General features: G+C 61.1%; 10 protein-coding genes and 3 tRNA genes. 11 read left to right on the top strand and 2 right to left on the bottom strand.

What is annotated here, in order from left to right; translation table 11 throughout:
* The first annotated feature begins 186 nt into the window (after nucleotides 1-186).
* From rimP to pnp, 7 genes are all read left to right on the top strand, one after another.
* Entirely contained in the window at nucleotides 187-627 is a 441-nt protein-coding gene (gene rimP / locus V7Q81_RS11290) for a ribosome maturation factor RimP (RefSeq protein ID WP_333843305.1), read from the top strand.
* A gap of 58 nt (nucleotides 628-685) precedes the next feature.
* Complete coding sequence (gene nusA / locus V7Q81_RS11285; protein ID WP_333843306.1) at nucleotides 686-2,176, top strand: transcription termination factor NusA; 1,491 nt, start codon at nucleotides 686-688, stop codon at nucleotides 2,174-2,176.
* Nucleotides 2,176-4,803 carry a translation initiation factor IF-2 gene (gene infB, locus V7Q81_RS11280; RefSeq protein ID WP_333843302.1) on the top strand — a complete coding sequence of 876 codons (2,628 nt, stop codon included), beginning with the start codon at nucleotides 2,176-2,178 and terminating at the stop codon, nucleotides 4,801-4,803. Before nusA ends, infB begins: the two co-directional genes overlap by 1 nt.
* Before the next feature lie 59 nt (nucleotides 4,804-4,862).
* On the top strand, nucleotides 4,863-5,246 hold the full coding sequence (rbfA, locus tag V7Q81_RS11275; protein ID WP_333843299.1) for a 30S ribosome-binding factor RbfA: 384 nt from the start codon (nucleotides 4,863-4,865) through the stop codon (nucleotides 5,244-5,246).
* 26 nt (nucleotides 5,247-5,272) lie between these two features.
* The gene (gene truB, locus V7Q81_RS11270; protein WP_442954818.1) at nucleotides 5,273-6,178 is read left to right on the top strand and encodes a tRNA pseudouridine(55) synthase TruB; all 906 of its coding nucleotides are present in this window, start codon (nucleotides 5,273-5,275) and stop codon (nucleotides 6,176-6,178) included.
* A gap of 97 nt (nucleotides 6,179-6,275) precedes the next feature.
* The gene (gene rpsO, locus V7Q81_RS11265; RefSeq protein WP_333843295.1) at nucleotides 6,276-6,545 is read left to right on the top strand and encodes a 30S ribosomal protein S15; all 270 of its coding nucleotides are present in this window, start codon (nucleotides 6,276-6,278) and stop codon (nucleotides 6,543-6,545) included.
* A gap of 136 nt (nucleotides 6,546-6,681) precedes the next feature.
* Entirely contained in the window at nucleotides 6,682-8,808 is a 2,127-nt protein-coding gene (gene pnp / locus V7Q81_RS11260; RefSeq protein ID WP_333843292.1) for a polyribonucleotide nucleotidyltransferase, read from the top strand.
* Between the two features lie 111 nt (nucleotides 8,809-8,919).
* Here the strand turns inward: pnp and dksA are convergent, their stop codons facing one another.
* Nucleotides 8,920-9,342, bottom strand: coding sequence for an RNA polymerase-binding protein DksA (dksA, locus tag V7Q81_RS11255; protein WP_333843289.1), 423 nt, complete (start codon nucleotides 9,340-9,342; stop codon nucleotides 8,920-8,922).
* Nucleotides 9,343-9,471: 129 nt separating this feature from the next.
* Here dksA and V7Q81_RS11250 point away from each other — a divergent pair.
* From V7Q81_RS11250 to V7Q81_RS11240, 3 genes are all read left to right on the top strand, one after another.
* A tRNA-Pro gene (locus V7Q81_RS11250) sits at nucleotides 9,472-9,548 on the top strand.
* Nucleotides 9,549-9,594: 46 nt separating this feature from the next.
* Nucleotides 9,595-9,668: transfer RNA gene (locus V7Q81_RS11245), tRNA-Arg, on the top strand.
* A 30-nt stretch (nucleotides 9,669-9,698) separates the two neighbouring features.
* Nucleotides 9,699-9,773, top strand: a tRNA-His gene (locus tag V7Q81_RS11240).
* A 269-nt stretch (nucleotides 9,774-10,042) separates the two neighbouring features.
* Here the strand turns inward: V7Q81_RS11240 and V7Q81_RS11235 are convergent.
* Complete coding sequence (locus tag V7Q81_RS11235) at nucleotides 10,043-11,536, bottom strand: glycine betaine ABC transporter substrate-binding protein (protein WP_333843286.1); 1,494 nt, start codon at nucleotides 11,534-11,536, stop codon at nucleotides 10,043-10,045.
* 250 nt (nucleotides 11,537-11,786) lie between these two features.
* Here V7Q81_RS11235 and V7Q81_RS11230 point away from each other — a divergent pair.
* Nucleotides 11,787-12,060: ATP-binding cassette domain-containing protein (locus V7Q81_RS11230; RefSeq protein WP_333843284.1), on the top strand; the 274-nt coding region annotated here is incomplete at its 3' end.

Genomic DNA, 12,060 nt, shown 5'->3' with positions numbered 1-12,060 from the left:
CCCACACACCCCCACCGAAGGCCCCCCACCGGGGCCTTCGGCACTTTGGGCCCAGCGTTGGACGGGCCAGAAACGAGTGCGGGGAATCCCGCTTTTCTTCCATCCCTTTCGCTATTCTGTTAAACTTCCAAAGTTACAGCTACATATAAAGAAGATGGGCCGGGCGCCCATTTTTTGTTTGCATTGATGAAACGAACCCTAGGCCTCGAAGCCCTGATAGAGCGAGTGGTTCAAACCCTAGGCTACGAGCTTGTGGATTTCGAGCGGGCATCCCACGGGAAGCTCATCCGCGTATTTATCGATCGGCCTGGAGGGGTAAGTGTGGACGATTGCGCCTTGGTGAGTAACCACCTGACACGCCTTTTTACCGTGGAGGCGGTGGATTATGACCGCTTAGAGGTCTCGTCCCCGGGGCTAGACCGTCCCCTGAAGAAGGTGTCGGACTTCCAGAGATTCCTCGGAGAACGAGCCCGTATCAGGCTGCGCCGGCCCAGAGAGGGTCGCTTCAATTTCGTCGTCACCTTGAAGGCAGTCGAGGGGACGAAAGTACGAGCAAGCCTGGACGGCGCGGAACTGGAGTTCGATATCGATGATCTAGATAGAGCGCGGCTTGTACCGCGATTTTAAACGATTACAGGGGAATCGCTTGGCAGGACAGGCTTTGCATACAGAAACAGGGCGAACCATGAGTCGGGAAGTTCTAATGCTGGTGGACGCGCTGGCGAGGGAGAAGAGCGTCAACAAAGACGTGGTCTTCGGTGCCTTGGAGATGGCGCTTGCCTCTGCAACCAAAAAGCGGTTCCGTGACGACATGGACGTGCGCGTGTCCATAGATCGAAGCACGGGCGATTACCGGTCCTATCGACGCTGGCTTGTCGTCAATGACGGAGAGGTGGAGTTTCCAGACCAACAAATCGGCCTGAGCGAGGCTCGTAAGCGCGATCCCGACGTCCAGGTTGGCGATTATATCGAGGAACCCCTCGAGCCTGTGGAGTTCGGCCGTATCGGTGCTCAGACTGCCAAGCAGGTGATTCTCCAGAAGATTCGAGACGCCGAGCGGGAGCAGATCCTGAATGACTTCCTGGAGCGCAACGAACACCTAGTAACGGGTGTGATCAAGCGGATAGATCGGGGCAACGCTATCATCGAATCCGGCCGACTGGAAGCGCTGCTGCCGAGGGATCAGATGATTCCGAAAGAAAGCTTGCGTGTGGGAGATCGGGTACGGGCCTACCTGCTACGGGTAGACCGCCAGAGCCGCGGGCCTCAACTGATCCTTTCGCGGATAGCCAACGAGTTTCTGGTGAAGTTGTTCGAGCTGGAGGTGCCAGAGATCGAAGAAGGACTGATCGAAATCAAGGGAGCCGCTAGGGACCCGGGCTCCCGTGCCAAGATTGCGGTCAAGTCAAACGATCCCCGGCTGGACCCCATCGGCACTTGTGTGGGTATGCGCGGCACTCGCGTCCAGGCAGTGACTGGTGAGCTCGCTGGCGAGAGGGTGGACATTGTGCTTTGGTCCCCGGACCCCGCCACTTTCGTGATCAACGCCCTGGCACCGGCCGAGGTAAGCAGCATCGTTGTCGACGAGGAAAAGCACAGCATGGATATCGTCGTCGAAGAGGACCAGCTCGCTCAGGCGATTGGTCGCAATGGTCAGAATGTGCGGCTCGCTTCCGAGCTCACCGGCTGGGAGCTCAACATCATGACCGTCGAGGAATCGAAGAAAAAGAGCGAAGAGGAGGCGGCTGCCATTCGCAAACTTTTCATGGAGCGTCTCGATGTGGATGAGGAAGTGGCGAACATCCTGATCCAGGAGGGCTTTTCTACCCTGGAAGAAATCGCCTACGTTCCCATCAACGAGATGCTGGAGATCGAAGCATTCGACGAGGAAACAGTCAACGAGCTGCGCAGCCGGGCGCGCGGTGCCTTGCTGAATGAGGCGATCGCAAGCGAGGAGCAACTGGAAACGGATATCGGCGATCTTATGTCCCTGGAAGGGATGGAGGCCAGTATTGCCCGCAAACTGGTGGCGCAGGGTATTTCTACCAAAGAAGCGCTCGCCGATCTGGCGGTCGACGACGTGGTCGAGATAACCGGAATCGACGCCGAGCTGGCCAAGAAGCTCATCATGGCAGCTCGTGCTCCATGGTTCGAACAAGAGGATAGGGCACAGTAATGGCACAAATGAATGTCGCCCAATTCGCCCGTGAGTTGGGCCTGCCCGCGACGTTGCTGCTCGAGCAGCTCAACGCCGCTGGCGTGGCCAAGACCATGGTGGACGACCCGCTTACGGAGCAGGATAAAACCCAACTCCTTGAGTACCTGCGCAGGGTTCATGGGGCGAAAGAGCCTAAGCAGAAAATCACGCTGACGCGGCGGCAGACCTCGGAGATCAAAAAAGCCGACAGCACCGGCAAGGCACGCACTATTCAGGTAGAAGTACGCAAGAAACGGGTACTCGTGCGCCGGGATGTCACTGCGCCGGAGGCCCAGACGCAGGAATCTCCTTCTCCTACGCCTACTCCTCCTCCCTCTGCCCTGGTGCTGGACGAAACAGAGCGGGCCCTGCGGGAAGAAGAGGCCCGGAAGCAGGCCGAGTTGGCAGCCCGCCAGGCGGCCGAAGCCGAGGAAAAACGGGCCCGCCGCCAGCGCAAGAAGCAAGAGCCCGAGATTGCGGCTGGAGAGGAAGCACCCACAGTGACGGTGCAGGCCGAAGCCACCAGTGCTCCTGCTCCCACGCCAACCCCAGAGGAACCCGTCAAGGAGGCCACTAAAGCAGCACCCGCCGCTGCGGCCCCTATTTCGGAAGGCACGCTCCATCGCCCTGCGGCTAAAGCGCCGGAAGGCGGGGAAAAGGCAGAAAAGAAAGGGGTCAAGAAACCGGCGAAGGATACAGTTACCTGGAAAGAAGAGGTCGCCCGGCGGCGCACCATCAAGACCCGGGGCGACACGGGACTCGCCCAAGGCTGGAAGGAGCGCAAGGCCGGAGCCCGGCACAAAGGGGGCGCCGAGCAGGTCGCTGCTTTCACCCCGCCTAGCGAGCCGATGGTCAAGGAAGTCCTGGTTCCCGAGACCATTACCGTAGGCGAGTTGGCCCACAGGATGTCGGTTAAAGCTGCCGAGGTCATCAAGACCCTTATGAGACTAGGCACCATGGCCACCATCAATCAGGTCCTCGACCAGGACACCGCCATGATCGTGGTGGAGGAGATGGGGCATGTCGCAAAGCGGGCCAAGCTAGATGATCCTGAAGCCTTGTTGAACGAGGCTCAGGCAGCAGTTAACGCTCCGCTCGAGCCTCGTGCCCCGGTTGTGACGGTTATGGGGCACGTGGATCACGGCAAAACCTCGTTGCTCGATTTCATTCGCCGCACTCGCGTAGCAAGCGGTGAGGCTGGGGGCATCACACAGCACATCGGCGCGTATCACGTCAAGACCCCGCGCGGGGAGATCACTTTCCTGGATACGCCTGGGCATGAAGCGTTCACCGCGATGCGGGCGCGGGGTGCGAAAGTGACCGACCTGGTGGTGCTGGTCGTCGCAGCGGACGACGGCGTGATGCCGCAAACCGTCGAGGCGATCAATCACGCCAAGGCCGCCAAGGTGCCGATCGTGGTGGCGGTCAACAAAATCGACAAGCCGGAAGCGAATCCGGAGCGGGTTAAGCAAGAACTGGTGAGCCATGGGGTCGTGCCCGAGGAGTGGGGTGGCGACACCATGTTTGTCGAGGTCTCGGCTAAAACCGGGCAAGGCATCGACGATTTACTGGAGAGCATTCTGCTGCAGGCCGAAGTCCTGGAGCTCAAAGCGCCCCGAGAAGCCCCCGCCAAAGGCATCGTCATCGAATCACGGCTCGACCGTGGCCGGGGTCCGGTCGCCACCATCTTGGTGCAAAGCGGCACCCTGCGGCGAGGGGACGTGGCCCTTGTCGGAGCAGTATATGGCCGAATCCGGGCGATGCAGGACGAGAACGGCAGGCCAGTGGATGCGGCCGGCCCATCGATTCCGGTGGAGATCCAGGGCCTGTCCGATGTGCCACAGGCGGGTGACGAGCTTGTCGTGCTTGGCGATGAGCGCAAGGCACGGGAGATCGCCCTTTTTCGCCAGGGCAAGTTCAGGGATGTCAAGCTTGCGAAACAACAAGCGGCAAAACTGGAAAACGTGTTCGAGCAAATGGGCGAAGGCCAGACGAAGAGCCTTTCTCTCATCATCAAGGCCGACGTCCAGGGCTCATACGAGGCGCTGGCGCACGCCTTGCAGAAACTCTCGACGGACGAGGTCAAGGTCAACATCGTCCATACGGGCGTAGGCGGCATCACCGAGTCGGACGTCAACTTGGCGCTTGCTTCCAAGGCGGTGATCATCGGCTTTAACAGTCGCCCCGATGCGACAGCGCGCAAGTTGATCGCCTCGACTGGCGTCGATGTTCGCTACTACAACATCATTTACGAAGCGGTAGATGAAGTCAAAGCCGCGCTGTCTGGCATGCTGGCGCCGGAGAAAAAAGAAAGCGTCGTCGGCCTGGTGGAGGTCCGTAACGTGTTCAAGATCTCCAAGGTGGGTACGGTTGCCGGCTGCTACGTGGCGGAGGGAGTGGTGAGACGCAATTCCCAGGTTCGGGTGATTCGAGATAACGTGGTCATCCATACCGGGGAACTGGAGTCCTTGAAGCGGTTCAAGGAGGATGTCCGCGAAGTGAAAGCCGGGTTCGAGTGCGGCATCGCCCTGAAGGGTTTTGAAGACATCAGGGTCGGGGACCAGTTCGAGGTGTTTGAGGTCGTCGAGGTAGCTCGTACCCTGTGACTGCAGAAGCGCTTGGCTTGGAGCCAAGCCGCGGATATCCCGGGAGCGAGGAGAGCGGCATGACGAGGCCAGGAGCGCGAGCGCTGCGTGTGGCACGCGAGATTCAGCGGGAGCTGGCCTGCCTGATCCGCGATGAAGTCAAAGATCCCCGCGTGGGCATGGTGACTCTGACCGAGGTCGAGTTGAGCGCCGATTTGTCCTCGGCCAAGGTCTATTACACTAGCTTGGGCGGCCAGAACGACAAAGAGACCGCAGAAGGGCTGCGCCGGGCCGCGCCCTTCCTGCGGGGAATGCTAGGGCAACGCCTGCGGCTTCGGACGGTGCCCGAGCTTCGCTTTGTTTTCGATCCTTCCGTCGAAGGGGGTATGCGCCTTTCGCGCCTGATCGACGAAGCAGTCGCTACCGACCGCCTCAAGGGGGCCGACAAACCCGATACGGAATGAGCGCCGATCTCGCTCCGCGGGGACGCATGCCCCGTCATTGCATCGACATCGACGGCGTACTTCTGCTGGACAAGCCGGCAGGTGTTACGTCCAATGCCATCCTGCAGCGCGTCAAGCGTCTATACAGGGCGACCAAAGCCGGCCACGGTGGAACCCTGGATCCTATGGCAACCGGCTTGCTCCCGCTCGCGATGGGGGAGGCCACCAAGTTTCTTGGAAGTCTGCTCGAAGCGCGCAAAACCTACAAAGCCGCGGTGCGCTTCGGCGTACGCACCACGACCGGCGACGCGGAAGGGGCGGTAGTCGAGCGCCGCCCGGTCTCGCTCACGCCTACCCAATTGGAAGTAGCAATGAGCTCCTTTACCGGGAAACTCTGGCAGGTCCCGCCCATGCACAGCGCTGTCAAGCGCAACGGGCGCCCCCTCTACCGTTACGCCCGGCAAGGCCTGGAAGTAGAGCGGCAAGCTCGCCAAGTGGAGATCTATCGGCTGGAGATCGAGGCGTTCCACGGCGAGGGAGCGACATTGCTGGTGGAATGCAGCAAGGGCACCTACATCCGCACGCTAGCGGAGGATCTGGGGACGGCCCTCGGCTGCGGAGCCCATCTGGAGGCGCTGCAGCGCATAAGCATTGGGGCGTTTTCGATCGAGCAGGCCGTCACCCCGAGCCGTCTTGAGGCGTTGACCGAGGAGGAGCGCAGGGCACTGCTCCTTCCCGTGGATGCCCCGCTAGCTTCCTTGCCCAGGCTTGACGTGGCGCCGGCGGCCGAGCAGGCCTTGTTGCGCGGGCAGCCCATCGCCGGCTCCGATGGCGATGTGGTCGGGCTAGTCCGGCTCTATGCCGACCGGGGCCAGTTTTTGGGGGTGGGCGAAAGCATCGGCAATGGCTGGGTGCGACCCCGAAGGCTGATTCGACCCGAGCGCCGGATGTAGGGCCGGAAAGAAGGGTGCATTCCTTGATGCGCCAAGAGGTTACTTGAGCGCCCGCGTCTACACGGGATATAATATTATGTCTTTGGTGGAGCAATAAATGGCTATTACGACGGCGGAAAAATCTAAGATCATGCAGGACTTCCAGCGGGCCAAGGGAGATACAGGCTCGCCTGAAGTTCAGATCGCCCTCCTGACCGCGCGCATCAACTATCTCACCGAGCATTTTAAAACGCACACGAAGGATCACCATTCCCGGCGCGGCCTGTTGCGTCTAGTCAGCCGCCGGCGGAAGCTCCTCGACTATCTGAAAACTCGCGACCCCGAAGCCTATCGCAAGCTCATCGACCGTCTGGGCTTACGCAAATAGGGGCTCGGTGCCGCGATGGCTTCGGAACGATGAGCAATCTGGACAACCGAATAGCCGGAGCCGTGCGGGTACGCTGCATGCGCCTTCGTATCATGTCTTTCCCTAGCGAACCGCTTATTCCAGCGAGGTAAACGTCTTGACGTACTTCAAGAAAACCCTAACCTACGGCAGGCACCAGCTTACGCTAGAAACGGGAGAGATCGCTCGGCAAGCGGATGGCGCGGTTCTCGTCAACATGGACGATACCGTTGTGCTGGTAACCGTGGTCGCCGCGAAAGAGGCCAAGGAGGGTCAGGACTTCTTTCCTCTCACCGTGGACTATCTGGAGCGCACTTATGCCGCCGGCCGGATCCCGGGAGGTTTTTTCAAGCGAGAAGGGCGGCCGTCAGAGAAGGAAACCCTGACCTCCCGCCTAATCGACCGTCCGTTGCGCCCCCTGTTCCCTGAAGGTTTCTATAACGAAGTACAAATCGTTGCCACCGTCGTGTCCTCCAACAGTGAGGTCGATTCCGACATCCCGGCCATGATCGGTGCCTCGGCCGCGCTGGCGCTGGCGGGAATTCCATTCAACGGCCCCATCGGGGCGGCCCGCGTCGGCTACCTTGAAGGGCAATACGTGCTCAATCCCACCGTCTCCGAGCTCAAGCGCTCGGCGCTGAACCTGGTGGTGGCAGGGACCGAGCAAGGCGTGCTGATGGTGGAGTCGGAGGCCATGGAATTGCCAGAGGAAATCATGCTCGGCGCCGTGGTTTTCGGTCATCAACAAATGCAGCCAGTGATTCAGGCAATCCACGAGATGGTGGAGGCAGCCGGCAAGCCGGAATGGGAATGGGTTCCCCCTGCCCAGGACCCGGAGCTCGTCGCCCGCATCGCCGAGTTGGCCGAAGCGGAGGTGCGGGAGGCTTATTCGATCAGAGCCAAGCAGACCCGCTCGGAGCGGCTCAAGCAGATCCAAAAACGTCTCCTGGAGACCCTCAATACCGGAGACAAGGCGGGGCCGGCACGGGAAAACGAGATCAAGCGCCTGCTCTTCGAGCTCGAATACAAGGTGGTGCGCGAACGCATCCTCGCAGGAGAGCCCCGTATCGATGGACGCGACACCCGCACCATTCGGCCGATTACCATCCGCACTGGCGTGCTTCCGCGTACCCACGGCTCCGCCCTCTTTACCCGCGGGGAGACCCAGGCGCTAGCAGTGGTGACCCTCGGCACCCAGCGGGACGAGCAGATCATCGACGCGCTCACCGGTGAGTACACCGAGCGCTTCATGCTTCACTACAACATGCCCCCGTATGCCACGGGCGAAACGGGCCGGGTAGGTCCGCCCAAACGGCGAGAGATCGGCCACGGCAGGCTCGCCAAGCGGGCGCTGGCGGCCGTGATCCCCCCTCAGGAGGAATTCGGCTATTCCTTGCGGGTGGTCTCGGAGATCACCGAATCGAACGGCTCCAGCTCCATGGCCACTGTCTGCGCCGGTTGTCTGGCGTTGATGGACGCCGGGGTGCCGATGAAGGGGCACGTCGCCGGCATTGCCATGGGGTTGATCAAGGAAGGCAATCGGTTCGCCGTGTTATCGGACATCCTGGGCGACGAGGATCACCTAGGCGACATGGATTTCAAGGTAGCCGGGACCGAACGGGGGGTCACTGCGCTACAGATGGACATCAAGATCACGGGCATCACCAAGGAAATCATGCAGGTCGCGCTCAACCAAGCACGGGAAGGACGCCTGCATATCCTGGAGCTGATGAAGCAGGCCATGCCGGCGACCAAACCAGAAATTTCTATCCATGCGCCGCGCATCATTAAGATGAAGATCAATCCGGAGAAGATTCGTGACGTCATCGGCAAGGGCGGAGCAGTAATCCGCGCATTGACCGAGGAGACGGGAACCACCATCGACATCGAAGACGATGGCACTGTGACCATTGCCTGCGTGAGCGCCGAAGGGGGGATGCTCGCCAAAAAGCGCATTGAGGAGATTACGGCGGAAGTCGAGGTGGGCAAAATTTACGAGGGTACCGTGTTGAGGCTGCTTGACTTCGGCGCCATCGTGAGCGTCCTGCCCGGTAAGGATGGGCTTTTGCATATTTCCCAGATCGCCAACGAGCGGGTCAACAACGTGGCTGACTATCTCAAGGAAGGCCAGCTGATCCGGGTCAAAGTGTTAGAGGCGGACGACAAGGGACGGCTGCGGCTGAGCATGAAAGCAGCACTCGCGGAGGAAGCACAATCCCCTCCCACCACGACTCCGGTGCCGTAAAAGACCCCGGATGGATTCGCGGGGCTTTTTCTTGCCCCGAGGTGTCTTTGCGCCTGTGCGTCGCCGCGCAAGCGCCAACTGCTTGCCGGCACGGCGGAGAAAGAGGCGAACCTATTTCGCTATCTGGCGCTCCCTGAGCTCATCCAGTGTCTTGCAGTCGATGCATAGCGATGCGGTGGGACGCGCTTCCAGGCGTTTCAGTCCGATTTCCGCCCCACAGCTCTCACAATACCCGTACTCTCCCGCGTCGATGCGGGCAATGGTTTCATCGATCTTCTTGATGAGCTTGCGCTCCCGGTCCCGGTTGCGCAGCTCAAGCGCCATGTCCGATTCCTGGCTGGCCCGATCATTGGGATCGGCAAACACCGTCGCCTCGTCCTGCATGGCGTGAACGGTGCGGTCGATGTCTTGGCTAAGCTCGAGCTTGAGCGCCTCCAGCACTTTCCGGAAATAGGCGAGCTGGCGCGGATTCATGTAGGGCTCTCCCTTTTTGGGTTTGTAGGGAGGAAGCGTCTTGCTGCCTTGGTTTGGCATGGGGTTGGCCTCTGTGCACAAAAAAGCGCTTTAATAGCAAAATCGCCGCTACACTGCAAGTAAAAACAACCTGACAAGGTGGCAATTTCATTGATTTTTTATGGGGGTAGCGGTATATTGCGCCCTTTACGGGGTGTAGCGCAGCCTGGTAGCGCTCCTGGTTTGGGACCAGGATGTCGGGAGTTCAAATCTCTCCACCCCGACCAGATCGGATACCCATTCGGCAAGGCGGGCGAGCCTGTGGAGCGCCTCGTGCCCGTAGCTCAACCGGATAGAGCACCAGCCTTCTAAGCTGGGGGTTACAGGTTCGATTCCTGTCGGGCACGCCCTACCAACGCGAATGGGTGTCGTCCGTGGTGGCGGTAGCTCAACGGTAGAGTCCCGGATTGTGATTCCGGTTGTTGTGGGTTCGAATCCCATCCGCCACCCCATAATCAAAGAGTTACGCAACGTCTCCAAGGGCCTCCGCAATGTCGGGCAGTTTTCGCAAATCTTCGGCGTAATTTTGCCTGGCTTCGAGCAACAGTCCGCGCGCGGGACCGCCGCGGTGAACCCGGGCGCGGCGGTCCCGACGTGATTGCTCGGGAGATTTTCAGTGCACCACCTACGAGGGTAGGGCCCCTTGTGCCCAGGGGGATTCCACCGCAAGGAGCTTTTGCCCACGCTGGGATCGTTCTGTATCCTCCAGTGCAGAGAACGGTCAGAACCGGTTCGATGCGCCCGAGCCGCTGTGCGCCCAAGCGTACCAGCGGCGCTCTAGGAGATCGAAGAGTCCCTGGACGAGCAGGGCGAAGACTGCCGCCGGGATGGCACCAGCGAGAAGCATTTTCTGATCGTTGAGCGCGAGGCCCGCCACGATGCGCTCGCCGTAGCCGCCCGCGCCGATGAAGGCGGCGATGGTGGCAGTGCCCACGTTGATGACCGCCGAGGTCTTGATCCCCCCCAGGATGGCGCGGCCGGCGAGGGGCAGCTCGATCAGCCCCAGGCGCTGGGGTGGCGATAACCCTAGGGCAGTGGCGGATTGCCTGATCCCCTGCGGAACCTCCTGCAGGCCGGCGTGGGTGTTGCGCACGATGGGCAAAAGCCCGTAGAGCACCAGTGCCACCAGTGCAGGCATCACCCCGATCCGCTGCAGGGCAGCGATCAGAAAGGCAAGCAGCGCCAAGGCAGGGATCGTCTGGACGACACCCACCGTCGCGAGCACGGCCGCACCAAGCCGGGGAGCGCGTTGAGCCGCGACGCCGAGAGGAATCCCGATCGCCGTGCTGAGAACCAGGGAGCCAAAGACCAACAGCACGTGTTCCAAGGTCAAACGCGCAAGATCCGGCCCTGCCAGGACTTCCATCAAGCTTCGTTCTCTCGGCGGCGAGCCTGCCGCGCCCCTGTCGCCGAGGAAGCCCGCTGCCACGTCGGCAAAGCGTCTGCCTGCGAGTTCCGCCTCGGCATTGAGGCGCACCATGGTGGAGGCGGGGATCGTTCCGGCCAAGGCTTCAAGCGCCTGCCACGCCTTGGGGAAGCGGCGGGGCACGTCGGTGCGGTAGACCAGCACGGCTTCATAGGAGGGGAAATACTTGCGATCGTCCTCCAGGACCCGTAGCCGATAGCGGGTGAGTTGGGCGTCGGTCGTGTAGACGTCGATCACGTCCACTTGGCCCGCCGCGAGCGCTGCATAGGCGAGCCCATGGTCGAGCCCGCGCGGATTGGAAAACGGCAATCCGTACGCCTCTTTCAAGCCCGGCCAGCCGTCGCGTCGGCCCAGGAATTCCTGAGATAGTCCGAGCCTTAGGTCCGGATGGCCTACGAGGTCAGAAATGCGCTGGAGCCCTCGCTGCTCGGCCACGTCTTCCCGCACCGCCAGGGCGTAGGTATTGTTGAATCCCAGGGGAATGCCGACGGCGAGGCCATAGGGAGCAAGCTGGAGGTTCAGCTCGGCGAGGCTCAAGGGCGTGGAACTGCCCAGGATTTCCCGGCTCAGGGTTCCCGTATAGTCAGGATAGAGGTCGATCGCGCCGGACTTGATCGCCTCGAAGACGATGGCGGTATTGCCGAGCCCCGGCCGGTGGAGCGCGGCCTGCCCTGCCCGCACAGCTGTTTGGCGCACGATCTCTCCCAGGATGTAAGACTCGGTAAAGCGCTTCGAGCCGACGATGAGCGTCTCGGCGACCACGCTCTGGGAAAAGGGGGTGAGGGCCATGGCCAGGAGCGCCGCTAGCGTTGGGAAATTGCCTCGCAGCCGCAGGCCAAGCCCGATGGGGGCAAGATGCTGTGAAGGGAAACCTCGTAAGGGGAGCTTTCTCCCGAGAAACGGAGAGCGGGCGAGCGCCCCTGACCGGGACAGTGCCCACGATGTCTCAAAAAACCTTATAATTCGCACTTTTACTTTTCTCGTGCTGACTGCAAACGACCTCCAGTGCGTCCGGGGAGAACGGGAAATCTTCCGCGGGGTGAGCTTTGAGCTGACCGCGGGAAGCCTGTTGCATGTCGCGGGCCCCAACGGCAGCGGCAAAACCAGCTTGCTTCGCATGCTGTGCGGTCTCCTCGCCCCCGAATCGGGAGAGATCCGCTGGGGCGGGGAACCGATTCGCCGTTTGGGCGACGAATATTTCGCGCAGCTCCATTATGTGGGACACCTGAACGGGATCAAAGATGAGCTGAGCGCCCAGGAGAATTTGAAGGTCTTGGCCGGGCTGGCGGGCGCACCGGTCGATGGGGGGCGGG

The sequence above is a fragment of the Pelomicrobium sp. genome, assembly GCF_036803785.1.
In the GTDB taxonomy this organism is placed as follows: domain Bacteria; phylum Pseudomonadota; class Gammaproteobacteria; order Burkholderiales; family UBA6910; genus Pelomicrobium.
This window is presented reverse-complemented; position numbering and strand designations above follow the sequence as displayed.

Coding starts and splice junctions, on each gene's coding strand:
- infB (WP_333843302.1), top strand. CDS start 2,176: ATGGCACAAATGAATGTCGCCCAATTCGCCCGTGAGTTGGGCCTGCCC.
- rimP (WP_333843305.1), top strand. CDS start 187: ATGAAACGAACCCTAGGCCTCGAAGCCCTGATAGAGCGAGTGGTTCAA.
- nusA (WP_333843306.1), top strand. CDS start 686: ATGAGTCGGGAAGTTCTAATGCTGGTGGACGCGCTGGCGAGGGAGAAG.
- rpsO (WP_333843295.1), top strand. CDS start 6,276: ATGGCTATTACGACGGCGGAAAAATCTAAGATCATGCAGGACTTCCAG.
- truB (WP_442954818.1), top strand. CDS start 5,273: ATGCCCCGTCATTGCATCGACATCGACGGCGTACTTCTGCTGGACAAG.
- rbfA (WP_333843299.1), top strand. CDS start 4,863: ATGACGAGGCCAGGAGCGCGAGCGCTGCGTGTGGCACGCGAGATTCAG.
- V7Q81_RS11235 (WP_333843286.1), bottom strand. CDS start 11,536: ATGGCCCTCACCCCCTTTTCCCAGAGCGTGGTCGCCGAGACGCTCATC.
- dksA (WP_333843289.1), bottom strand. CDS start 9,342: ATGCCAAACCAAGGCAGCAAGACGCTTCCTCCCTACAAACCCAAAAAG.